This window comes from Paenibacillus amylolyticus, assembly GCF_001570725.1.
Classification (GTDB): Bacteria; Bacillota; Bacilli; order Paenibacillales; family Paenibacillaceae; genus Paenibacillus; species Paenibacillus amylolyticus_A.
The window spans coordinates 889497-913738 of sequence record NZ_BCNV01000001.1 but is presented as its reverse complement, the minus strand read 5'-3'; the positions used below and the strand labels follow the sequence as shown (position 1 = coordinate 913738).

Below are 24242 nucleotides of genomic sequence, written 5' to 3'. Positions count from 1 at the left end.
AACCACATGCAGATGCGTTCTACGTGACAATACTATGACATTCCTTACACCCATCCCCCATATGCCAATTATGTTATAATGAAAGAATGGTGTTTTTTTGAGAATTACAGAAATATCTTTGAAAGGAAGTGAAAGCACTTTGAAAACGTGGAAAGTAAACCTCATTGTGCTTTGGTTCGGACAATTTTTGGTCAATTCGGGCATGACCATGATTACCCCATTTTTGTCCCTTTATCTCGCAAGAGATCTGGGCGTTGTTGGGGAACATGAAATTGGCATCTGGGCCGGATTTATATTTGCAGCCAATTTCCTCACCTCATTTCTATTCCAACCGCTCTGGGGCAAGTTATCGGACAAGTATGGTCGAAAGGTTATGCTGCTGCGTTCAGGATTCGGGATGGCCATCGTCATTGCCCTTATGGGTCTGGCACAGAACCCTTGGCAGCTTCTCTTATTGCGTCTGCTTAACGGTACCATCTCCGGTTTCAACCCTGCAGCTGTTGCGCTGATATCAGGTACCACTCCGAAAGACCGCATGGGTTTTGCCATGGGAATCAGTCAGTCCGGGCAGGTAGCCGGCACAATCCTGGGTCCGCTCATTGGTGGCTTGCTAGCTGATGCGGTAGGCTTCCGCCCCATTTTCTACATTACAGGTGGACTGATCTTCGTTGCTTCCATGCTCACCATGTTCCTGGTGAGAGAGAAATTCGACCGTCAAGAAGCAGCTAAACTGCCGGCACAATCCGTATTGTCCGGTCTGAAGGAGCTGAACAAGTCACCTCAACTGCCCGCACTGTTTGCTGTGACGTTTCTGTTGCAGTTTGCGATGATTAGCCCCATGTCACTCTTGCCGCTGTATGTGCAGAAATTGCATGCATCGGATGTAAATGTGGCCTTCTGGGCAGGACTTGTCGGTGCAGTTACGGGACTATCCAATATGGCCATGTCTCCGATTCTTGGGAAGCTGAGTGACCGGATCGGCCCTCACAAGGTGCTTACGTTCTCACTCATAGGAACAGGACTCATGCTTATCCCGCAGGCATTTGTTCAGACCGTGTGGCAACTCATTCTTGTTCGTTTCATGATGGGTGTGTTCATGGGTGGCCTGCTTCCAAGCGTCAATGCCCTGATCCGTTCCTATACAGCAGATAGCATGATTAGCCGTGCATTCAGTTTTAATACGAGTACTCTGGCGCTGGGCAACATGCTTGGAGCGATCATTGGAGGTTTTATGGCAGGATTCATCGGGATTGAAGGTCTGTTTATCGTCTCTGGTGGACTGCTGCTGCTCAATATGGTTTGGGTCAGATTCAAATTGTACAACAAACCTGCTTCGATCCGGGAATCCTGATTCCTTATCCATTATTTAACTAATGCATATCACCGTTCCATCTGAAAAAGCCGCTTCCAGCGCCTAATTGGCCTGAGAGCGGCTTTTGTCATTCATGTTCAATTCATTATTTATTTATTTGATTGAATTGTATCGGATAATGTTTCACCCCAAACACAAAGGCACTTTGTATCGGCTGCAGATCCGTTCCCGGCACAAGCTGAATGCGCTCCATGTGCTGAAGCAACGTATGCAGAACGACCCTTGCCTCCAAACGAGCGAGCGGCGCACCCAGACAAAAATGAATGCCAAATCCAAATCCCATATGCCTGTTCGGCTTGCGATCAGAGATGAAATCTTCCGGGTGTTCGAATTGAGCACCATCCCGATTGGCTGATCCAACCCAGGAAATCACCTGTTCTCCAGCCTGTATCGTCTGTCCATTCAGCTCTACAGTTTCCTTGGCTACCCGCCCAATGGCAACAATTGGCGGATAATATCGCAACGTCTCTTCAATCGCAGTAGTAATCCGTTCAGGATGTTCGCGCAACTCCTGCTGTAGATCGGGTTGTTCAGACAATATACGAACCGCATTGGTAATCAGGTTTGTTGTTGTTTCATTACCAGCAGCAAGCAAGAGAATACAGAAACCGACCACTTCCTCGGCGGTTAACTGCTGACCATCAATCTCCGCAGCAAGCAGTAACGAGATCAGATCATCCTGCGGCTGCAACCGACGTTCTTCCATAATGCCAGTGAAATAGGTATGCAGTTCCTGTGTATTTCTTTTTTTCTCCTCCAACAGCTCCTGAAAAGCCTCTTCACTGTCATTACGCGCACCTTTCACCAACACATCAGACCAGTCCTTGAACTTTTGACGATCCGTTGCAGGGACTCCGATCAATTCAGCAATCACAATGACGGGCAATGGCATCGCAAGGTCATCAATAAGTTCCATATGTCCTTCTGACAGGTGTGGAGCAATTAACTCATCTGTAATTTCCTGAATACGCGGAGCCAACGCTTCAATGGCCTTGGGTGTAAACGCCTGATTCACCAGATCACGCAGCTGTTTGTGCTTGGGAGGGTCTGTTGTCAGCATGCTCGTATTGGCACGGTCACGTGCAGAAGAGAACAGTTTCGGGTTTTTCAACACATACTTCACATCTTCATAACCGAAAACATCCCAACATTCTCGATGCTCATCATATCGGACTGGAGTGTTATCACGAAGCTCTGCGTACACCTGGAAGGGAGATAGCCGCTCTTCCAAACTCTCTAATTCACGAATCGGAATGTAATTTGCATACTTTCTGGGCGCCTGTTTCATCGTTTCTCCTCCAATCAATATTATATATTTATTTACATATGTTAATCACCCCTATTATAAACAAAACTCCATAACGAAACCAATCTTTGGAACGTAATTGAGACCCATTACCTACTACACGTTACTAATTACCTCTCGTTGTGCTAGCCTGTGTGATAAATATTAATTGTAGAAAGGTCCACTTCTGCTATAAACCCGCATCCAACATTCCCTCTCTTGAAATGCTTCATTTTATCAGGACAAAAGCCTTATTATGTAATATTAACTAACACAAAAATATCTGATCATTCTTCAAAACTACTAATTCAATCCCTATTCTAGCTTTGCCAGAGTGAATTTTCTTTCATTTTACCTTATAAATAATCAGTATACTCCTCATATCTATGAATGTAACCGATTACTCTATCCATATCTACAATTGTCATATTACTTAACATGAAATACAATCAATTTGAAATGGTATACATATTCTTCTTAACAAACTTAACATCACACTTACTTGAAGGAGAGTGCTATTCATGAGAAAAACATCCAATCTTCGTCCCTGGGCCGTATGGAGTACCGCAGCTTTAACAGCGTTAACGATCTCGTTGTCCCCGATCGGAACCTACGCTGCGCACGCAGCCACGGAGGTAAAAGGTACAACAGGCGCTGTTCAGACAGCATCTACTACTCCAGCTCGCAATACCTCCATCCCTGCTGTACCAGACTCCTCCAAGCAATCTGCGCTCCCTAATGTATTGGTGATCGGAACTGGCGGAACGATTGCCGGTCAATCCGAGGATGCAACCAGCTTCCAGAACTATAAGGCAGGTACGCTTCCCATTGGAGAGATGGTAGACGCCTTACCGGATAAGCAGAAGATTGCTGATGTTAGCACGCTCCAATTCGGAAATTCAGGTTCAGGCTCCTATAGCATGGCTGATCTCTATGACTTGTCGCAGACGGTAGATAAAGCTCTTGCCCTGTATGACAGCGTTGTGGTCACCACGGGTACAGATACAATGGAGGAAATCGCCTATTTCCTCGATATGACGGTTCAGAGTGACAAACCGGTCGTGATCACAGGCTCCATGCGTCCATGGACTGTCATCGGCTCTGACGCTCAAGCCAATCTGTACAACGCCATTAAACTTGCAGGCAGTGGTCGTACCACTTCATTCGGAACAGTACTGATGTTGAATGACACCATCCAACTCGCACGCGGTGTAAGCAAAACGAATGATTATCGGACAGATACGTTTGAAACACCGATGCTCGGTGCCGTAGGATATATTGATGAAGAAAACATTCGAATCTACCGTGCTCCTGCACGCGCCTTGAAACCTGAAGGCACTGCGAAGCCCGTATTCGATCTGAGTAAAATCACAAAAGCTGATCTGGCCAAAGTAGAAATTGCGATCTCGTATCAAGAAGCTGGAGGCGGAGCCATCGAAGGGTTCGTGAGCAACGGCGCACAAGGCATCGTAACCTCCGGTACAGGAGCTGGCGGTATCTCCAGAGCTATGGGACAAGCTCGTACCAAAGCCATTGAGGAAGGTGTAATCTTCGTGACCACCACTCGGACGGGTTCAGGAAGTGTATACGGGGGTGGAAAAGGTATCATTGCCGGCGACAACCTGAGTCCACAACAAGCTCGTGTGGTATTGATGCTTGGACTATCCTTCAGTGATGATTTTGACACCATCAAAAAATGGTTCGAAACGTACGGAACACCGGAAGTATAAGAAAGTACTCATCTTTTATAAATCTGGACAAAAAGAAGAGACGACACGCCCCTGATATTCAAGGTGTGTCGTCTCTTCTTTTTGTTACCTCAACCTCTTCTCACTTCACCCAAGCAAGCACGAGCCCATCGTAATCCGGTAACATGGTCGTTACCAGACGGGGATCACTTGCCATCTGTTCATTGAAGCGACGAACCGCAAGCACGGCCGGACCCTGCTTGTCCGGATTCAGCGTACGACCACGCAGGAAACAGTTATCACCCACAATGACAGCACCTGGCCGAGCCAGCTTGATGGCATAGTCGAGATATACCGGATAATTTTCCTTATCGGCGTCAATAAAGAAGAAATCGAATGTGCGACCTTCCTGTTGCAATTGCTCCAGGCTATCTGCCGCCGGGCCAATCCGGTACTCTACCTTTTCGCCAAAACCGCCTTCTTCCAGATGTCCACGCGCCATTGACGCATATTCCTCTTTCAGTTCCAGAGACGTCAGGGTCCCATTTTCACGCAATCCGCGTGCAATGCAGATCCCGCTGTAACCGCCCAGCACGCCGATTTCGAGCGCAGCTTCTGCTTTGGATGTCTTGGCTAGAAACGTGAGCAAACGTCCATACGCCGCAGCAACCGAAACTTCCGGCATACCGTTCGAACGGATGGCCTCTTTCACTTTCAGCAAAAGGTCATCCTCTTGAAATAATTGATTCACATATTCATCAGGGGTCAGATTCACCACTAAAATCCTCCTTGGACACTTGGACTGCTTTCCATATGGATGCCAATGTTCTATAATAAATGTTTGTTATCAACACAGGCGGTTGACTGGTGCATCATCTCGAGAGAGGAGTGCATACGTTCACCGCATTTCTCATTGTAAGTTTTTTCACGGAAAGCGGCAAGGCCGCACCGTTACTATACAGCAGAGAGAAGGATATTCCTTCTCCAGCTTGAAATGGAGTTGAAATGAATCACATGGCTCAATTGCAATTGATTGCGACCTCGGCGATGGGACTCGAGGCTGTTGTTGCCCGGGAACTGAAGCAACTGGGGTATGAGGATGTTACGATCGACAATGGACGGGTTTTCTTTACCGGGGATTATATTGATATTTGCCGGTGTAATCTGTGGCTGAGAAGTTCGGATCGGGTATTGGTCAAAATGGGTGAATTCCCTGCTACAACATTCGACGAATTGTTTGAAGGCACCAAAGCACTCCCATGGGAAGAGTGGATTCCTGCTGACGGCGAATTTCCTGTAGAGGGTCGCTCCCAAAAATCTCAGTTGAGCAGCGTACCTGCATCACAAGGGATCGTGAAGAAAGCAATCGTAGAGAAACTGAAACTGACTTATGACACGGAGTGGTTTCCAGAGGATGGGTCTCGTTATGTGATTGAGGTCATTCTGCTGAACGATCGCGCCCTGCTTACTTTGGATACGACGGGACCAGGTCTGCACAAACGGGGTTATCGTAAACTCGTCACCGAAGCACCACTCAAAGAAACACTTGCTGCCGCTCTTATTCAGCTCAGTCGCTGGAATGTATCCCGTCCATTCTATGACCCATGCTGTGGATCAGGCACAATGCTAATTGAAGCCGCTATGATCGGCTGGAACATTGCACCAGGACTTCGTCGTACCTTCAACTCCGAGGACTGGGCTGTCATTCCTGAAGAATTGTGGGAACAGGCGCGCGAAGAAGCATTCGATGCTGTACGTGACGATATCCCGTTACAGATTTCAGGTAGCGATATTGATCCCGAAGCGATTGAAGTTGCTATGGCAGCAATCAAGAGTGCCGGCTTCGCCAAAGATATTGAAGTCAGCGTCCTTCCCGCTCATCGCGCTAGACCACAGGGTGATTACGGTGTCATCATTACCAACCCTCCATATGGTGAACGTTTGAGTGAAGAGAAAGAAGTTCAGAAGTTGCTCCGCTCATTAGGGCGCAGTTATCTCGACATGCCAACATGGTCCTTTTTCGCAATCACATCGACCAAAGCTTTCGAGGAGTATTTCGGTCATAAGGCAGACAAGCGTCGCAAATTGTTCAACGGACGAATTGAAACCCAGTACTATCAGTATTTGGGCCCACTGCCCCCACGGAATAAAGCACCACAATCTTCATAACTGTTTCGAATATAAAGTGCTCCTGCCATCTATGGCTGGAGTGCTTTTTTGTGCGCTATTCTGATCATATGAATTCGCCGTCATCGGCCTTCGTTTGGATAGAAATCAATTCATCCTTAGGCATAGTTGAAAACCCATGGGGCCACGCTATAATGGATGGAGCCCTATTTTACATTCCGATTACAAAACAACGAAAGCAAGGGGGACATACATATGGTTGTCACTCGCCCTACGCGCAGCTCCATGCCACGCGGGCTTCTGAATCATCCACTAACGTTATATCTTATTTTTCTTGTGCTCATGCTGCTCAAACTCATGTGGCTCCATCACAATCTGCACGCCTATAACATTACGATGGGACTGCTGGATAAAGTCATTGCTATTGGATCACTTCTTCTCCTGTCCTTCTGGACCTGGTGGCTGCCACGTAGAGGCATGATCGTGTCTCTCGCGGTGCTTAACCTGCTGCTTACCGCACTAATCTATGCCGATATGGTGTATTATCGCTATTTCCAGGATTTCTTGACCATCCCGGTATTGTTGCAGGCCAGACAAGTTGACGCATTGGGTGACAGTATTGCTACATTGATCTACACAAGCGATCTTTGGTTCTTTGCCGATTGGCTTGTCGTCATTCCATTCGCAGCTATCGTACTGTTCAGCAGACGTTACCGTTCGAAGCACGCCAGTGCGTCTGTTCAAGGTTATGGAAGTTATACGTATAATGATCGCAAGGCGGGGATGCGCCGCCGTCTCACTGCCGGCAGCATTGCCCTTGTGCTGGGACTGGGTCTCGCCGTCGGCCCGATTTATTTTTACAGCAAAACATGGGCCAAGGGCCTGTTCGATAACAACTGGTGGAATGTATCCATGTACAATGTGACTGGACTTCTCGCTTTTCATGGTTATGATCTGTACAACTATGCCAAAGATCACATTGGCTCCGGGCCGCAGGCTGAACCCGCAGATGTTGAACAGGCAAAGGCATTCTTCGCTGAAAGGCAAGGAGCTGAACCGCAGAACGATGCCTTGTTCGGCAAATATAAGGACAGCAATGTCATCATTGTCCAGGGTGAGGCTTTTATGAACTTCATGATTGGCCAGAGTATTGGCGGTCAGGAGATTACACCGCATTTTAATGAACTGATGAAAGAAAGTCAGTATTATAGTCACTTTTACCACCAGACAGGTCAGGGCAGAACGTCAGATGCCGATTTTGGAGCAAACATCTCACTTCATCCGCTTCCGGTTGGATCTGCATTTGTACGCTATGCAGACCATACGTATGATTCCCTCCCTTCCATTCTGAAGGATAACGGGTATAGCACCAACGTATTTCATGCTTATGAGAGTGGCTTCTGGAATCGGTATACGATGTATCAGAACATGAAGTACGACAAGTTTTATAGTAAAAATGATTTTGTACAGGATGACCCGCTTGGCTGGTCCCTGTCTGACGAATCCTTTTTCCGCCAATCCGTTGAGAAAATGAGCAGTGAGGTGACCGAACCGTTCTATTCGTTCCTCATTACACTCAGCAGTCACCACCCATATGCCCTGCCTAAAGAGAAACAGCAGCTGGATGTAGGTGAGTTCCAGGGAACAATGTTCGGTGATTATCTGCAATCGGTTCATTACGTAGATTCGGCGCTCGGCAAGATGGTGGAGGATCTGAAAAATCGGGGATTATGGGAAAATACCATCTTTATGTTCTACGGAGACCACGACAACTCGATTAAGGAACAAGCCCAATACGAACAGTTCCTTGGACGTTCCCTGAGCGAACTGGATATGGCTCAGATCATGAACGAGGTGCCTCTGCTCGTGCATTTACCAGATGGAGCTGCTGCTGGAACCATCGACGAACCTTCGGGACAACTGGACATCACACCATCCGTGCTGCATTTGCTCGGTGTATCCGACCAGTCCTATTATCATATGGGTAACGACGTTTATGACGGGTCTTCCCGTACGGTTGTGCTGCGTAATGGCGCATTCTCGGATGGTTCTGTATTCTATATTCCATCGGATGATTATATTTATGAGAGCGGCGCTTGTTATGACCTGTCCACACGTGACAAAACAGATATCAATGCATGCCGGCCCGCTCATGATGAGGCAACCAAGCGATTGCACGTCTCGGACACCGTAATTACCTATGATTTGATTCAGCGCTTTCGAGAGGAAGACAGTTCAGGAGCAACATCACAATGAGTAAAATCATAATGACAAGCTAAACAAATACGCGAAATATTGAATTGAATTGGATTTAAAAAGGGGCACTCTCATTACATGACATCACACACAGGATCATTTAATATTGAACAACAATTGTTCAATGCAGCCGCAAACTTTGTGCAGCAACGTTATCCTCAGGGATGGGGCGGTGCGGGTGCCGTCTATACCGAAGCTGGTTCCCTGCTGATTAGCGTAGCTCCAGAGGTCATCAACGATGCCACGCATCTGTGTATGGAAACAGGGGCTTATCTGGAAGCTCACAAATTGAATGAACGCGTTACCCACTCCCTCTGTATCGCTCGTGATGACGAGCATTCGGAATTCAAGGTCCTTACACCCTGCGGCTTATGCCAGGAACGATTGTTTTATTGGGGTGAAGAAGTGAAGGCTGCCGTATACGACCCTGCTGGTCAGTTGGTTTTCAAAAGACTGGATGAGATCCAACCTCACCATTGGTCCAAGGCATACCGGGATAAATAGCAAAATCCTTGCGAATTATAGAAAGTGGCTTTATAATTGTAACCATATTAGTTTCAACTAAAAGGATGATGGAGGTTTTAATAAAATGAACATTGAGATATGGTCTGATTTTCTATGCCCTTTCTGTTATATCGGCAAACGCCGCCTAGAGAATGTGCTGCAACAGTTTCCACACCGTGATGAAGTGAAGCTGCAATTCAAAAGCTTCGAGCTTGATCCAAATGCTGCATTGAACCCAGGCAAAACCAATACGGAATACCTGGCTTCCAAATATAATATTAGCGTGGAGCAGGCCCAAGGCATGAATGCCCAAATGAATGCCAATGCTCGCACGGCAGGACTGGAATACAATATCGATGCCATGATTCCTACCAATTCCTTCTCAGCTCACCGCTTGACACACTGGGCGGATACACAAGGCAAAGCGCTTGAACTGAGTGAACGGATATTCCAAGCTGTGTTCATTGAAGGTAAACACTCCGGCGACCCTGAAGTGTTGGCTCAGTTAGCAGAAGAAGTCGGCTTGGATCGAAATGCAGCTACGGCAGTGCTGTCCAGTGATCAATTCACCGACAATGTCCGCGCTGACCAAGCAGAAGGCGAGCAACTCGGTATCCGTGGTGTACCTTTTTTCGTATTCGACCGCAAGTTCGCTGTATCGGGCGCTCAGCCTGACGAGGTGTTCCTGAATGCCATTCAAAAAGCATGGGACGACCGTTCCCCATTCACCATGGTTGAATCCAACACAACAGAAACAGACGGCAGCGGAGTCTGCACAGATGACGGTTGCGAAGTCCCGAAAAAAAATTAAGCTAAGTCACACACACAAAGCAGCAGGATCAGGGGATATTTCCCGATCCTGCTGCTTTTTTTATATGCTTCTTAATTACCCACCAAATCTAAAGATGGATTTATAATTTTCACGATAACGGAGTGGGCAGAAAAAAGCTGGAGAAGCGGAGTGCTCGCATTTATCACCGGATTTTCCCCTTGATACAGGGAATTTCAAAAAAAATCGGGGATAACGGCGATCGAAAGATTGTTCTGCACAAGTAGTGTCTTAGCGTGACCGATTATGCTTACATCTTAAACCACAAAGAACGATCCGTAACCGGAACCTCCACTAACTTATCATCAAACACTTATATTCAATTAGCGCCACCCACTCAATCCCAGAATAGCTGATCCGGATGTGGTCCAGTCCGCTTATCCGAATCCAGTGCATCAATCAGCTTCAACTCATCCGGTGACAATTCAAAGTCAAAGATGTCCGCATTCTCACGAATCCGCTCCGGCGTAACCGACTTCGGAATCGTCACAATCTGATTTTGAATGTCCCAACGCAGAATAATCTGCGCCGGTGTTTTCCCATATTTCTGGGCTAGTGCTTTGAGTGTCGACTCTTGGTTCAGCTTGCCCTTCATAATAGGACTCCATGCCTCCAGCTGAATTCCCTGCGCTCCGCAGAAATCCTGAAGTTCCTGCTGGATCAGACCCGGATGCAGCTCTACCTGATTCACCGCAGGCACCGTTCCACCTTCATCTATGATATCTTGCAAATGGTGTACTTGAAAGTTACTCACACCAATCGCACGAATGCTTCCTTCGCTATATAGACGTTCGAATGCTCTCCACGTCTCCTTATACTGGTCTCTGCCAGGCCAGTGAATTAAGTAAAGATCAATTACATTCAATCCAAGCGCCTTCTGACTCGCTTCAAATGCTCTCAACGTTGAATCAAATCCCTGATCCTCGTTCCAAAGCTTGGTCGTCACAAACAGTTCGTTACGGGCAACACCACTGCTTGCAATAGCTTGTCCTACTTCTTCCTCATTGCCATAGATGGACGCGGTATCAATACTGCGATATCCAACCTCCAAAGCGGTCTCAACCGCCTGTTGCACTTCCTTACCTTTTGCTTTATATGTTCCAAATCCTAGCCATGGCATCGTTACTCCGTTGTTCAGAATCGTACAATCTGTAATATGTTTTGTCATTCTGTACCTCCCGTATGGAATTTTGCCTGCTCTTGTTCTATTAACCTTCTCACAGAATTTTAAGCGACCATTCGACATACTATCGGAGTAAACCCATGGATCGGGAGTCTTTGCAAAAGATATGAAAAACCCGCAAAGCATTGCTGCCCTGCGGGTTCTGGTGTGAACAGGAACGTTATTGATTCCCTTGACCGTGCTGACTCTGGATGGAATTCAATCGTCTCTTCTCCTCGATGAACATCTCTTCTGCCAGCTCAACACCTTGTCCTCCGAGCGAAAGCTCTGCTTGACGCATCGCCTGCTCCGTATGTGCGAGACGACGTTCCGCCTGTACAATGGTCTGTGCCGTCAGATGAGACATGGCCTGAGATACAGCATAATGAAGCTTGTTCACCGCATTTTGCGCCTGAGATACAGTAGTATCAGCCTGCAAACTGGAATCATAACGCTTCGGCATGAGTATTCCTCCTTGGGATGATCATGTTCCTGTTACCCCTTTAGGATGGATAGCACAAGCCTTCCTTATTCCTCTTTTGTGTTTTTGTCGTAACCTTAACCTGTCTTGCTGCGTTTATTAAGTACTCATCAAGTTTAGGAGGAAATCATTTGAAGAAAATAATATTGACACTCTGCATGTTGCCCTTGCTCATTTGGGTACAAGGCTGCGCTCCAGCTACATACGAGATAGAAGGATATACAGCGTCATCCATAAACCCAGACATCCCAGTCCCAAGCAATGCAAAGCTCATTAAAGTCATAACTGATTCAGGCAATAGAAACATTAAAGAAGGCGTGATGTATGAATTGAAACATATTGGGGGTGAGCAAGGACTATACCCGCCAATGGATTATTTTCAGAAGCTAGCGGATACAGGTTGGGTCGAATTGGAGGAAGAACGAATGGGTCATATACATTTTCTGAAAAAGGATACCACGGTCATTGCCATTGAAATTAGAGAAGATACCTTCGAAATTTATGAAATGATTAAGGGCACTGTATTCTAACGCAGCTTTTGTTCACTATTACTCAAGCGCAAAAAAGGAGAGGCACATCGCCCCTCCTTGCGGATGTTTGAACTCTTCGTTCAATTACCTTATTATATCCTGTTACTTAACGAACTTTGCGACTTTGGCGAGCACTTCTTCTTCTGTCGGAGCACTAATGTACCGACCGTTGATAAAGACAAACGCACGTTTCGCGCAAGGACCGCAATAGGATTTGCACCCAATTTTGATCTCCGTGTCTGGAGCCATTTTCTGCAACTTGGGCACAATCGATTTCAGTCGGACATGATTACATTTTTCGCATACGCGGATATCGTTAGCCATGAGTTCCCCTTCTTCGCGCCCTTAGTGGTCGCCGTGATTACCTTGGGACGGATTCGTAATAACGAAGCCCTCTTCCGGGAAGTAGAGGTAGTCAATTTTAACACCATTCAACAAAGGCTGATCATTCGCGAGAATGACATCAATCTCTTTATCGGTAGATACAACCGTATCATTTTCTTTTGGTGTGTCGATATCCAGGCCATAGTGAGCATGGTCACCATGTGCATGGGTAATGACAACGCGCAGTTTTTTTCCTTCGTTCTCCGGCTTGTCCAATTCAAGCTTCAATACTTTAGCAGCATTACGCGTAATTTTGCAGTTCATTCTCTTCATCTCCTATATTGTAATTGCTGGTTTCAACAATTTCAGCATTCTTAAACTACAGCATCTATTGTAAAGAAAGTTACCGCTCTTCGCAATAACATTGATGCGAAATCAATGTTAAACCTATCCATTTCCCCACAAATTAAGAAGGCATCCCTTCCTGAAGCACAGGATATTTGCGTTCCGCACGGCTTACAAACCAGTTCATCAGAATCAACGTCACCCCGATATCATCGATGGGCATAAATGGCATGACGTCAGGAAGTACCCAGTATAACAGCGCCGGAATAATAAACAACAGCTTTTCTCCCAAAGGAATCTGCGGAGCCCGGAGCAACCGGGGGAGCCTTTTGAAAACTTGTGTCCATCGTTTGAACGACAGCAGTCTTCTCCACTTCATTTTGAATCCCTCCGTATAATAAATAATAAATATATGTCGCCGAAATGGCACATCCATCATTACCCGTTCAAAAACCATTCAGTACGAATGACATAACATGCCATTATAAAAAATAATAAAAACGGAACGTCGCTCATAGCGTCCGTTCCTGTTATACGAATGATCTACCGTTAAGTTTCACACCTTCATAAGCAAGCCCTAACTCCATTACCCATTGGATAACAGTTCAGCCAGCAACATGCCGACTTCTATACAGATATCATCAAACTGTTCTACGGGAAGCGGATTAACACCCAATCCAACTTCCACCGTGAAGCCCGGTTTACCAAACGCTTGGATAAACCAGTCTTTGTACCCGGCATCACTGCCGCCAAGCTTCACTGCCTTGTAGCCCGAAGCTTTGGCGAGTCTGCGCGACAGCGGCGCACTCTCTCTGGGTTCCAGATCACGGTAGTTCCAATAGATCTCCTGTCCCTGACTATGAAGAGAGACAACCGCAGCGAAGGTGTGCTGTTGCGTCCACTGCGCAAGTGCCTGCGCTTCCGGTTCTGTCAATGGAGCTGTTCCTGCATAATCCCGGGGGCCAGGCGAGGTCACCCCCCTTCTTGCTGCCTCTTCATCCCAATGGGCGGGAAATTGATCATTCAGATCCACCCCTCTGATATTGGCCTTCCAATGTGTAAAATGGGATCTGCCGGCATTCCAGGCTAACAACTGCTGTGCATGCGGGTGCTGATTGACCACACCTTCCTGAACCAGTTCGACCCCGTCCGGATTAACCATCGGCACGGCCCAGAGTGTCGTTTCTTGCATCCATCGTTCTGTCTGGAATTGATGCCATGCCTTATGCGTGCTATATGACTGGGCATATTCTTCAATAAATTTCATCAGAACTGCCGTTGTCAGCCACTCATTAGCATGAACGGAAGCGTTAACATGAATATGTCTCTGTCCTTGCCCGATACGCAAATAAGGCAGTGACTTGCCCATGACACTTGTTCCGATTGAACCCGTCTCGATAAAAGGATATTGATTCTCAAGTTTGTCTATATCGTTGATTAATTCTCTATAACCGTACTCTCCCTGAATCTTTACAATAGTTTTTCCATTCGAAGCCGGAATATGAATACAGCGCCCAACCCAGTCGGCAATATTGGCGATTTCGGGATTGGCCTGGCGCAACACCTCTTCGTCCAGACCAAAGCGCGCTGCAATCCCCACTACACTTTCTCCAGGCGGTACAGCATACCTGCGACCTGCCCCGGGGACAATACGCAGCATCTGACCTGCCAGAAGGTAAGGCTGAGAGGCCGCTTCCGGGTTCAGCGCAGCAAGTAACTCTTTCGTCATATGATGCGCTGACGCAATTCTCGGCAGCGTATCTCCCCGCTGAACGATAATCCACTGCTGTTCCATGTTGTTCTCCTTTCCACAGGAAAAGACCGTTCTCCTGTCCGGTTCTCCCCATTTTCGTGTCTGTAACATATGTATGCAGGCCAGGTTGTCCGTCATGTGACATGAATCATGCTCATTGCCTGTCGATGCAGAATCATGACAAAAAATCCCGGAACTCCACAGTTCCGGGATGTCGTACAGCCAATGTACATTAATTATAAGTCCTATTCATGCGTACTTTTGCGTATAACTATGGTAATTGCGTAACCTGCCAAACCACAGGGGTCTTCGAGATCTGCTCTCCCAACCATCGACGGGTAATATTCTGGAACATGCGTGGATCGCCAGTGCAGAAAAATTGATGCACCGGGGTCTCATCCCCACTGGCAAGCTTTCGTTTATCATATAAAATCGTACTGATTTCCCGTGCCGTTTCATCTGCCGAACTGATTAGCTTCACTTCCTGTCCCATAACATCCTGAATGGTGTCCATGAGAAAAGGATAGTGCGTACAACCCAGAATAAGACAATCTATTGGCTGTTGTTTGATCTCATCCAATGATTGCTCCACCGTATGTGTCGTGTGCTCGGAACGAAATTCACCTTGCTCCACCAACGGCACCAGCGCCGGACAAGCCTGACTGACCACATCGATATAGGGGGACAGCTGCTTGAGTGCCGATGTATAAGCCCCACTGCCAATGGTACCTACGGTACCAATCACACCAATGCGTCCTGTACGTGTCGCTGTGATAGCAGCCCGTGCTCCGGGATGTATAACACCGATGACAGGCACATTCACCTTGGCACGGATATAATCCAGCGCGGCTGCTGTCGCTGTGTTACAGGCGATAACGATAACCTTCGGATCGAATTGGATCAAGAAATCAACGATTTGTTCCGTAAATTGTTTCACTTGTTCGGACGAACGGGGTCCGTACGGTGTCCGGGCAGTATCCCCAAAATAAATGATCTTTTCCCGCGGGAGCTGACGCATCACTTCCTTGGCGACGGTCAATCCCCCCACACCGGAGTCTAATATAGCGATTGCTTGCTGCACGAACACACCGCTTCCTTCTTCATTGAATTGGTTCTCAAAACGATTGTTTCCAGAGCTTTCTTCCTACCGTATGAACATTCTGGCAAAAAGGTACCTACATCTTACCCGATTTCATCGCAGGGTTCAAATAAAATCCCGCGCACTGTGTCATCTCCGCATGGGCACACAACAAAGCAGGCTCTCCTCTAAATCGAGGAAAGCCTGCAATCCCAAGCTTTGCTTAGTTGTCGTCCTTGGACTCATCCACAGGAAGCTTCGCTACAATATCGATTCCGGACTCATCTGCTGCATTGTCCGTATTAGGTTCTGTAATGGCTGCCGAAATGCGAATTTCTTTGCCTTCAGCGCAGTTGCGCCAGGATTGAATATCCTGAATCACGACATCTGCAGTCTCTTTGACCTTGGATACGATCTGCGAACTTTGTTCTCCCACTTTGCCAGCCAGTTCCTGACCCTTCTCCGATACCTGACGAGCACCCTCTGTAATATCTTGACGAAGTTCGCGTCCTGATTTCGGTGCCAGCAACAATGCCGTTACCGAACCTACCACGGAGCCGATCAGAGCACCCCACAACAAACTTTTGTTAGAATCCTTCACGTCACATCTCTCCCTTTACTGTCGTTTAAGTACCGGATCAGAAGCAACGGCCTGTCGCTCACCCATCCGGGCGAATGCCTACTCTGTTGATGCATTATAAGCAGCACAGGCTTGACTTGACACTCCAGATGTTAAAAATAATCTGAACGTGCTCTTTGCACCCTTATTTTTCAGCATTTCGCATAAACTCAGGTCTGGCGAGCCGGCTCCAGATCAGCCGCTGCATGCTCATCCCCAGGGTGCAAATCAACGACATAGCGTCCTGGTGCAATCAGTGCCGCCTGATGCTCACAACGCCAGCGACGTCCGCCGGAAGAACCCAGTGTCTGTCCATCCTGCAGAACATCCCCCTGGTCAAATATGTAATACGCTGCACCCAGCAAGGTCTGGGCCACCGTATCCGGATCAAGACCAACGAAGTGACACTGTACATCAGGCACACCCAGCGCAGACAATCCTACTGTGTCCATGACCAACTCACGCTGTTCCTCTGTACCTCCGGCCTGATACATTCGAACGTTCATGGCCGCATACAGATGTTCCTCGCGTTCTTGAGCTTGCGCATATGCTTCCGGTTCAACCAGCTTATCACTGCCATACCAATACAGCGCATCACAGGTCAAGCTCTCCATGATTGCCAGTACAGTCTTCTGGAACAGCTCCAGGCGCTGTTTACGAGGCATGGCTGCTGTGAACATGTCATGTATCCGAATGGAGTAACGCGCAGCTTCTACAGCTTGTCCTGCCTCCGGCCAATGCCATGCTTGCTGCAAAGCCCCACCAAAGCGTGCACGATCTGCAATTTCGTTGACAGGAAGCATACAGGTCTGTGCAGGGATATCTCCTTCCTGGAAAGACACCTTGTGGTTCAGATGATAGAAGACCAGCATTTCATGGTCCTGTTCTGCGCCACCTTGCTTCACATCCAGTCTGACTTGTCCTGTGTGACGAATCATCGCTTCCTGCAATCGCAGGCGATCCACCTCCGGACGTTCCCGGAACAAGAGTTCAACCATATATACCGGATGGAATCCGGAAGGTGTTTCATTTGCATCTTTGCTTTCAGTATTTACTTCATTGAATTCTTTTGATTCATTTGTCATGCGATTTCCCTCATTCCTTACGCTGTCCCTCGGGCTGTGCCGCATTGAAAGGACCAAGTTCTTTTTCCACGTACTCGCTAACCTGAGTAGTAAAATGTTCAAGTATATCCGGTAACTCTACGCTAAGTGGATGAAGCTCAGACCGCTCCCAACTGTAATAATCCTGCACCAGCGGCTTACGTAACGTGACAAGCTGACGCAAAATCTCATAGGTCGCATGATCAAAAACCTTTTCTTCATAATTAATCTGAATAATATCATCATAGCTGCTCGCATCTCTCATGATGAAGCCGTCAATCAGATAACTCCCCACATCGGTAACAATCTCAATCGCCAGGTGAAGACAACGTTCCTGTACCATCCCCAGCATGAGACTGCCATCCCAGGCCTGAGCTGCCCGGCGAAGCCCTTCGGCCACTTCCGGTACAGCAGCAAGCCGGCGGGCAATCTGTTCTCTGTTCACATAATACATTCGTTCACTTCCCGTTCAGTGAGTTATCGGTTACGTTTCCCTCTTCGCTTAAGCCAGAATATCATCACAGGACAAGCGATCAGAAACACAATAAAAATATATAGAAATTCCATAACGTCTCTTAAATCGCTCATGCAGAGTCCCCTTTATCTCAACGTAGTGTGAATGACAGATTAGATTTCGTAGTCCACTGCAATCGACTGTTCTCTGACTTCGTTCATGTACTTGATTACTTCCTGATGAAGCGGATGCACCTGATACGCCTGAAGATCCTCCAGTGACGCAAATTCCGCTGTGAGTGAAATGTCGAATGATCTTTCCGAGCGGAGCACATCAATCCCGATTTCAAGTGAAATCAGAACATCAATTTTACCATCCAGATTGCGAAGCACCTGGGCAGCAGCTTCAATACTTTCTGCTGAGCGATCTTTCATTTTGAACAGGACAATATGTTTTATCATCTGAGCAAGCACCTCGTTTAGTATAATAGTAGAATTGAATGAATTTTCGTGTATCCAAAATATATCATAACGTTCTCTATTACGAAAGGATACTTGGAAACGTTCTCTTGAGATGAAAAACTAATCCGAACCGTTTCCTTTCGGTTCGGATTTCTCTTGAGATCCATCCTCCGTCTGTTTCGTGGATTCATTCTGCGAAGTTTGTCCTGTTTCAGACTGTGGCTTGGTGCTGTCCGTGGTTGGCTGCGGTTTGGACCATTCCCGATTTGTCAGATACTCCTGATCTTCCTGCTTCTTCAATACGGCAATGGCCTGTCTGAGCTTTCCTGGCAATGGAAGTCCGATTTTGGCATAATTCTCGGTGATCGAGATCAGTTCATTCACCAGATAGAAATAAATGGCTCCGCCTTTGATAATATCGGTTCCCATAAGCAGGTCAATTCGGTGGGCAAGCAAAACAACGGTAAGCATGAGCCCTTTTCGAGCAATCCCCCAGAACCCAATGTTACTATTCAATCCGGTCCCCGTTCTAACCGCAGCTGCCAAACCTGTGATATAATCCACAGCCATCGCGACCGCGAGTAGGCTCAGCAGTTGATCCCACCCGCCAAAAGCAAACGTAACAAATGCTCCCGAGATGGCAGCAAAGGTATTCACAGATAGATTCACGTTCCTCACCTCTCCCTTACACTTGAGTACCCTACAATATATGTAAGAGTAAGAGATTTGACAGGTCACATGTCATGCTGAACTTGCGGATTTATCATTTCAGATTTGTGCACATCCTCTTTGCAACCGGGCAACGAAAATCAACATGTTATTGGGGAATTCAGGGAAATAAACCGCATCATATCAACAAAAATTAGATAAAAGTTCTTTAGACCTATCAATGAGTAATTAGAACTATATTATTTTTAATCCTGTTCTAATTGTTCCCTCATTTTTAGTGAAACATTGTAATCTAGGAATATACTAGGATGTGAATTGCGCATGGTCTAGTTCGTAGTTCCCTCTTTATCGTGAATTGACGCATTGACGCATTTGTAACCGGTAAACGCGGCACTTGAAAGTACCCCGTTGTTTATTGTAGTATTTGGTTAAAAAAAATCGGAGGAAATATGCCTAATCAACCAGAACAACATTCCATCCAGGCGTGGTCTCTGATCAACCGTAAATACTTGGGAAAAGGCGTCCGTGTTAAACGATTCCGTAAACCGACACGCTGTCAAATCCGCAATCGTGTTCTTCTTGCCGTGCTGATGGCCAATGATATCAAGTTGTCCCAGCTCGCTGAAGACCTCTCCATCTCTTCACGCAGTGTCAGTGCGTGGGTGTACGAAGGACGGATACCCGGCAGTACCAATTTGGACAAAACTTGCCAACTACTCGGCTACCCGCGTCATATTCTCTTCAATGAAGAAGTGGTCCGTAATAGCCCTGTCATATGTCAACCCGAGTCATCTCGCTTCATGAAGCGTACGGTGACCCGTTCTCCGGTTAGTAACCGTATTTTGACAGGCTTGTGTATGGTCCATGATTTGTCGGTGACAGATGTCAGCCACTGGATCGGGGTTCATCCCGGCACTTTCCGCAAATGGCTGCATCAGGGAACGCTGCCTTCTGCTGCGTTTCAGGAACAAGCGGAGCAATTTTTCCGCATCCCGAAAACTATTTTGTTCGCAGATGTCATCTTGAAAGATCGTCGCAACAACTAAATAAGCGAACAGCCAAAAGGCTCTGCTCTCCCTTAAGGAGACCAGAGCCTTTTTAAATAAACGGTATCCCTTCTCTCCCGAACTTGAAGCACTCTCCTAGCTCTTCTGTCGGCAATGTCAGATAATCTCCCCTTTTCTGCCTTCTGCTTCCAACCAGAGCCATTACAGCCCTCTACAAGCCAAGCTTATACAACGCAAGAAGATCGTTCTTCATGAAAAGTCATCCTTACCTCGTGTTCAATACTTCATTAATATATTTCAATCCGGTATATCGAGGGCGAAGCGTATGCGCTGTTGTGAACGCATGCTCCACCATCTCCGGGGTTACACCCAATTGTTCAATAGTCACAGGTCCGCCTACTTGTTCCAACCATTCGATAAGCTGAGCAGCCTCCGGCAAATGGTCATATATTCCAAACACAGGCTCGCCCGATGTCTGTGCAAGTTCTTTATATTTTACAGTAAGTAATGCACAAGCTACGCCAACTTTGGCACCATGCAGAACCGGTCTGTCACCCGCTTGCATCAGATCCATCTCCAAGATGTGGGACAGATGGTGCTCACCTCCGGATGCCGGACGGGAATGGTCAATGATCAGCATGGAAATGCCGGAAACGATCAGCGCATCCATTAATACAGCTACTCCCTCAGCTCGTCCTTCAGCAATCGCTTGCACATGGTCTATACAGCTGTTCAGTGCTTCTTCTGTCATCCGATAAGCGACCGGACAGAACGGTTCCCCACCCAGATCACGAGAAACAATCCAGTCTGCAAGGGAAGTATATTTGCCAAGCATGTCTCCGAATCCGGCAGCCGTCATGACTTGGGGAGCTTGCTCCAGGATATTCATATCAGCAAAGATGGCCTCAGGCGGAACAGCCTGAAAGGTCCGTTTGACTCCGCTTACAATTAAAGGCGCACCTGCAGAGGTAAACCCATCCACTGAAGCCGCTGTCGGTATGGACAGAAATGGCTTGTTCATTTTGGAACATACAAATCGCACCAAATCATGGATGGTACCTGAACCCACGGCGATCACAGCCTGACTTTCCGGATTCACACCCAACATGACCTGTACAATAGCCGCTTCATCCGCAACGATATCACCCGTACGATTCTCCGGCAGAGCGATCTCATCCACATGAATTTCCGCTTCCCGTATACTGCTCAGGACATCAGACCCGGCGGCCCGTAATGTATGTCGATCATAAACAACCGTCACCCGATCATATTCTCGCTCAGACAAGTAACCTGGTAACCTCTGAATGGCCCCAGCTTCCAGATGGATCAGCATATCCACTACTCGATGTTGATGACCGCAGTTGCACTCCTGTGCTTCCTCATTCCACGCTGCAATTCGTTCGTTCATATTCATCCGCTCTTACCCTCCCATATGAGATATCATGCATAATTACCTGATTAAAACCACAAAATGAGAACAGGAAATACAATGTGATGATTTTCCTGATCACACTTTACTGCTTGTACCCAATATTTGCAAATCCATATCTCACATTTCCAAGTAGGTGAATCGATGAAATTAACCAAAGAATTAGGAATTTCGCTCGGATTTCTCGCTGGAACCACTTTTGGCAGTGGTATCGCTTTTTTGTTTCGTCTCCAGTCGTTTGAAGTGGTTGCCAGTGTTACCCTATTCGGTATTGCAGGAGCCATTGCCGGGATCATCACGGCAGTTATTATGCGCCAGCGCCGAACTCAACACTAGAATGCCGATAGCAAAATATAGGCTTCACACTAATGATCCTGATCCACAAAATAAAAAAGGTTCGTGAATTGCCCTAGAGCAAATCACGAACCTTTTTTTGTTAGATGCGGTCGAGAGGACTCGAACCTCCACGGGGGGTTAGCCCACACGGACCTGAACCGTGCGCGTCTGCCAATTCCGCCACGACCGCATAATATGTATCTCCTCATCCTTCGATGAAAAGCGTTCCGGTGAAGCAATTCCTTGTTTTACCGTAATTCAGAGTATACATGCTCCAAAATAAAATTGCAACTTCTTTTTTATCCATTCACGAATAGGACATATGTCCTTTTTTCTCAACTTCAAACAACCTATCGTAGCATTAAACAAAAACCATCCATACGAATGAAAAAATAAAGGAGAGATCCACTTTGAAAACAGCCAATCTTTGCTTTATCGGTGCCGGGTTTCATGCATCGACGAATATATATCCTTCTGTTGTTGAAGCCGGAGCGCAGATTCAGGCCATTGCCACACGCAGTACCGAACGTTCTGAAGCAGCTCTGCTGCGATTTGGGAGCAACGGAAAAGCGTATGACAACGCTCAACTTATGTTACAACAGGAACCTTGTGACGGAGTTGTTGTGGTTGCCCAGCCTGTAGACCAGACCGCTCTTGTCCTTGAATGTATTCGGGCTGGCAAAAATGTATACGTGGATAAGCCGCTCGGATGGAACGCAGCGGAAGCCGCCACTGTAGCAGAAGCTGCCGAGCAGGCTGGCGTCGTCGTCATGGTCGGTTTTATGAAACGTTATGCTCCGGTATATATGAAGCTCAAGGAACTCATTGATGGTGGTTCACTAGGTAAGGTTCGTTCATTTCAGATGAAATTCGCTGTGGACAGTACTCCATTTTGCAAGGATGAGGAGCAGTTCATGAAGCTCGCTGCCATTCATATGGTTGATCTGATGCGGTTCCTGTTTGGAGAAGCCGTGCGGGTTACAGGCACAACCGTGAAGGATGGGGAGCATATTAACCAGAGTATTTCCCTTGTATTTGAGAATAACATTGTGGGCAGTGCGTATTTCACAGGCATGAGTGCATGGTCACGGGAGAGCGAAAGTGTACTCGTCACCTTCGATAACGGATTTGCGTCAGCCGAAGAGATTAACACACTTACTGTTCATCAATCCCGCAGCTCGGATAACCTGCCCTGGAAATCTCTTGAGGAGCAAGATACTGTATATACCCCTTCTGGCTCCCCCATGTCTGGAGCTTATCGAGACCTTTATCTGCGTGGGTTCGTCGGCGAGATGGCTCATTTCATCGAATGTTGCCAGAATCAGTCTATCCCCCATTCCAGCGCCAAGGATAATATTGGGACGATGGCGCTATGCGACGCTATTCTATCGTCACTGAAGTGACGTATATACGTTCGCCATTTTATACATCCAGAGAAGAGGAAATAATCATATGTTGGACACAGGCTTACTCATTATTCGTCTCGTAATTGGTTTCATTATGATCGGACATGCATGTAAGAAATTGTTTGGCTGGTTTGGTGGCGAGGGTGTACAAGGGACAGCTGAATTCTTCGGGGCGATTGGTCTGCAGCCTGCAAGGACCATGGCCGTGTGTGCCGGACTTGCTGAATTGATCGGTGGATTCCTGTTTGGAGCTGGTCTATGGATGATCATTGGTGTCGTTCTGCTCATGATTCCGATGATTGTAGCCATAGTCAAAGTGCACGCAGACAAAGGACTATGGAATCTGAACGGAGGATTTGAATATAATCTTGTGATGCTTGGATCGTTACTTGGTGTTTCCCTTGCTGGTGCCGGGGCTTATTCACTCGATGCCCTGCTATAATATATCGTTTTATCACTACGGACCTCGATGTTTCGCAAGACGAAACCGGGGCTCTTTTTTTTGACATACTCACATCTGGCTGCGCTAGGATTAGGGTTACTAATCTGAATAATAAGTGATATGCTCTTTCATGAACTATACGGACTTCATGTGATATAACCACCCAAATGGATACCATAGACATTTACCGTATAATGGAGGTGCACTTAAAATGAAAAAGGACGCAACCAAGGCATGTCCCGCGCCATACGGCTGTTCCGTGGAAGTTACACTTAGTGTGATCGGAGGCAAATGGAAAGGCGCCATTTTGTATCACTTATTCTCCGGTCCATTGCGATTTAACGAGATCCGCAAATTGTTTCCTGACATCACCCAGCGTATGCTCACCCTGCAGCTTCGAGAGTTGGAGGGCAGCGGAATTGTTCATCGTGAAATATACCCCCAGATTCCACCTAAAGTGGAGTATTCCCTCACACCATTTGGCGAAACGTTACGGCCGATCATCTTCAGCATGCGAGATTGGGGAGAAACGTATACCAATGAGGTTCTGGCCAGATCCTCACAAGAGGTATAAAAGACAAA

Annotated in this window: 26 protein-coding genes, 1 tRNA gene and 1 pseudogene; 12 read left to right on the top strand and 16 right to left on the bottom strand. The window is 47.1% G+C overall.

The annotated features are described in order from the left end of the window. Positions 1–139: 139 nt before the first annotated feature. Entirely contained in the window at positions 140–1351 is a 1212-nt protein-coding gene (locus tag PAHA3_RS04300) for an MFS transporter (protein WP_062833617.1), read from the top strand. Positions 1352–1457: 106 nt separating this feature from the next. On the opposite strand, the gene PAHA3_RS04295 is transcribed toward PAHA3_RS04300, so the two are convergent. Next, positions 1458–2660 carry a cytochrome P450 gene (locus PAHA3_RS04295; RefSeq protein WP_062833616.1) on the bottom strand — a complete coding sequence of 401 codons (1203 nt, stop codon included), beginning with the start codon at positions 2658–2660 and terminating at the stop codon, positions 1458–1460. A 518-nt stretch (positions 2661–3178) separates the two neighbouring features. Here PAHA3_RS04295 and PAHA3_RS04290 point away from each other — a divergent pair. After that, positions 3179–4387 carry an asparaginase gene (locus PAHA3_RS04290; protein ID WP_062833615.1) on the top strand — a complete coding sequence of 403 codons (1209 nt, stop codon included), beginning with the start codon at positions 3179–3181 and terminating at the stop codon, positions 4385–4387. Positions 4388–4487: 100 nt separating this feature from the next. On the opposite strand, the gene PAHA3_RS04285 is transcribed toward PAHA3_RS04290, so the two are convergent. After that, a complete protein-coding gene (locus PAHA3_RS04285; protein WP_062835970.1) occupies positions 4488–5120 on the bottom strand; it encodes an O-methyltransferase in 633 nt (210 codons plus the stop codon). Positions 5121–5359: 239 nt separating this feature from the next. Between PAHA3_RS04285 and PAHA3_RS04280 the strand changes: the two genes are divergently transcribed. From PAHA3_RS04280 to PAHA3_RS04265, 4 genes are all read left to right on the top strand, one after another. Further along, on the top strand, positions 5360–6514 hold the full coding sequence (locus tag PAHA3_RS04280) for a THUMP domain-containing class I SAM-dependent RNA methyltransferase (protein WP_062833614.1): 1155 nt from the start codon (positions 5360–5362) through the stop codon (positions 6512–6514). A 213-nt stretch (positions 6515–6727) separates the two neighbouring features. After that, positions 6728–8728, top strand: coding sequence for an LTA synthase family protein (locus tag PAHA3_RS04275; RefSeq protein ID WP_062833613.1), 2001 nt, complete (start codon positions 6728–6730; stop codon positions 8726–8728). 78 nt (positions 8729–8806) lie between these two features. Continuing rightward, positions 8807–9232 (top strand): cytidine deaminase, encoded by a 426-nt coding sequence (locus tag PAHA3_RS04270; RefSeq protein ID WP_062833612.1) that lies wholly within the window; start codon positions 8807–8809, stop codon positions 9230–9232. Positions 9233–9317: 85 nt separating this feature from the next. Next, on the top strand, positions 9318–10043 hold the full coding sequence (locus PAHA3_RS04265) for a DsbA family oxidoreductase (RefSeq protein WP_062833611.1): 726 nt from the start codon (positions 9318–9320) through the stop codon (positions 10041–10043). Between the two features lie 355 nt (positions 10044–10398). Here the strand turns inward: PAHA3_RS04265 and PAHA3_RS04260 are convergent, their stop codons facing one another. Both PAHA3_RS04260 and PAHA3_RS04255 read right to left on the bottom strand, forming a co-directional pair. Further along, positions 10399–11229: an aldo/keto reductase gene (locus PAHA3_RS04260; protein ID WP_062833610.1), complete on the bottom strand. Its 831-nt coding sequence runs from the start codon at positions 11227–11229 to the stop codon at positions 10399–10401. Positions 11230–11404: 175 nt separating this feature from the next. Then, positions 11405–11686, bottom strand: a complete 282-nt coding sequence (locus PAHA3_RS04255; RefSeq protein WP_062833609.1) for a hypothetical protein — start codon at positions 11684–11686, stop codon at positions 11405–11407. A 149-nt stretch (positions 11687–11835) separates the two neighbouring features. Between PAHA3_RS04255 and PAHA3_RS04250 the strand changes: the two genes are divergently transcribed. Next, entirely contained in the window at positions 11836–12234 is a 399-nt protein-coding gene (locus tag PAHA3_RS04250; protein WP_062833608.1) for a hypothetical protein, read from the top strand. Between the two features lie 102 nt (positions 12235–12336). On the opposite strand, the gene PAHA3_RS04245 is transcribed toward PAHA3_RS04250, so the two are convergent. The 10 genes and pseudogenes from PAHA3_RS04245 to PAHA3_RS04200 form a co-directional block, all read right to left on the bottom strand. Then, entirely contained in the window at positions 12337–12558 is a 222-nt protein-coding gene (locus PAHA3_RS04245) for a DUF1450 domain-containing protein (protein WP_017689421.1), read from the bottom strand. Between the two features lie 21 nt (positions 12559–12579). Further along, positions 12580–12882, bottom strand: coding sequence for a heme biosynthesis protein HemY (locus PAHA3_RS04240; protein ID WP_036609727.1), 303 nt, complete (start codon positions 12880–12882; stop codon positions 12580–12582). 142 nt (positions 12883–13024) lie between these two features. Next, complete coding sequence (locus PAHA3_RS04235; protein ID WP_062833607.1) at positions 13025–13282, bottom strand: hypothetical protein; 258 nt, start codon at positions 13280–13282, stop codon at positions 13025–13027. A gap of 207 nt (positions 13283–13489) precedes the next feature. Continuing rightward, positions 13490–14698, bottom strand: a complete 1209-nt coding sequence (locus PAHA3_RS04230) for a M14 family metallopeptidase (RefSeq protein WP_062833606.1) — start codon at positions 14696–14698, stop codon at positions 13490–13492. A gap of 229 nt (positions 14699–14927) precedes the next feature. After that, positions 14928–15737 (bottom strand): glutamate racemase, encoded by an 810-nt coding sequence (racE, locus tag PAHA3_RS04225; protein WP_062835969.1) that lies wholly within the window; start codon positions 15735–15737, stop codon positions 14928–14930. A 220-nt stretch (positions 15738–15957) separates the two neighbouring features. Then, on the bottom strand, positions 15958–16335 hold the full coding sequence (locus PAHA3_RS04220) for a YtxH domain-containing protein (protein ID WP_082762714.1): 378 nt from the start codon (positions 16333–16335) through the stop codon (positions 15958–15960). Positions 16336–16523: 188 nt separating this feature from the next. Beyond that, complete coding sequence (locus PAHA3_RS04215) at positions 16524–17438, bottom strand: DUF4261 domain-containing protein (RefSeq protein WP_062833605.1); 915 nt, start codon at positions 17436–17438, stop codon at positions 16524–16526. 10 nt (positions 17439–17448) lie between these two features. Further along, positions 17449–17910: a DUF86 domain-containing protein gene (locus tag PAHA3_RS04210; RefSeq protein ID WP_062833604.1), complete on the bottom strand. Its 462-nt coding sequence runs from the start codon at positions 17908–17910 to the stop codon at positions 17449–17451. A gap of 173 nt (positions 17911–18083) precedes the next feature. Continuing rightward, positions 18084–18371, bottom strand: coding sequence for a Dabb family protein (locus PAHA3_RS04205; RefSeq protein WP_062833603.1), 288 nt, complete (start codon positions 18369–18371; stop codon positions 18084–18086). Between the two features lie 285 nt (positions 18372–18656). Continuing rightward, positions 18657–19049 (bottom strand): annotated as a pseudogene (locus PAHA3_RS04200) (phage holin family protein); the annotation flags it as partial. Between the two features lie 440 nt (positions 19050–19489). On the opposite strand from PAHA3_RS04200, the gene PAHA3_RS04195 reads away from it, so the two are divergent. Next, the gene (locus PAHA3_RS04195; protein ID WP_017689431.1) at positions 19490–20086 is read left to right on the top strand and encodes a helix-turn-helix domain-containing protein; all 597 of its coding nucleotides are present in this window, start codon (positions 19490–19492) and stop codon (positions 20084–20086) included. Between the two features lie 226 nt (positions 20087–20312). On the opposite strand, the gene PAHA3_RS04190 is transcribed toward PAHA3_RS04195, so the two are convergent. Next, positions 20313–21461: a sn-glycerol-1-phosphate dehydrogenase gene (locus PAHA3_RS04190; RefSeq protein WP_062833602.1), complete on the bottom strand. Its 1149-nt coding sequence runs from the start codon at positions 21459–21461 to the stop codon at positions 20313–20315. 159 nt (positions 21462–21620) lie between these two features. On the opposite strand from PAHA3_RS04190, the gene PAHA3_RS04185 reads away from it, so the two are divergent. Continuing rightward, complete coding sequence (locus PAHA3_RS04185) at positions 21621–21812, top strand: hypothetical protein (RefSeq protein ID WP_062833601.1); 192 nt, start codon at positions 21621–21623, stop codon at positions 21810–21812. Positions 21813–21917: 105 nt separating this feature from the next. Here PAHA3_RS04185 and PAHA3_RS04180 read toward each other — a convergent pair. After that, a tRNA-Leu gene (locus PAHA3_RS04180) sits at positions 21918–22002 on the bottom strand. Between the two features lie 220 nt (positions 22003–22222). On the opposite strand from PAHA3_RS04180, the gene PAHA3_RS04175 reads away from it, so the two are divergent. The 3 genes from PAHA3_RS04175 (at position 22223) to PAHA3_RS04165 (ending at position 24234) form a co-directional block, all read left to right on the top strand. Further along, the gene (locus PAHA3_RS04175; protein WP_062833600.1) at positions 22223–23215 is read left to right on the top strand and encodes a Gfo/Idh/MocA family protein; all 993 of its coding nucleotides are present in this window, start codon (positions 22223–22225) and stop codon (positions 23213–23215) included. A 49-nt stretch (positions 23216–23264) separates the two neighbouring features. Then, positions 23265–23660, top strand: a complete 396-nt coding sequence (locus PAHA3_RS04170; RefSeq protein ID WP_062833599.1) for a DoxX family protein — start codon at positions 23265–23267, stop codon at positions 23658–23660. 211 nt (positions 23661–23871) lie between these two features. Further along, positions 23872–24234, top strand: a complete 363-nt coding sequence (locus PAHA3_RS04165) for a winged helix-turn-helix transcriptional regulator (RefSeq protein WP_062833598.1) — start codon at positions 23872–23874, stop codon at positions 24232–24234. The last annotated feature ends 8 nt before the right edge of the window (positions 24235–24242 follow it).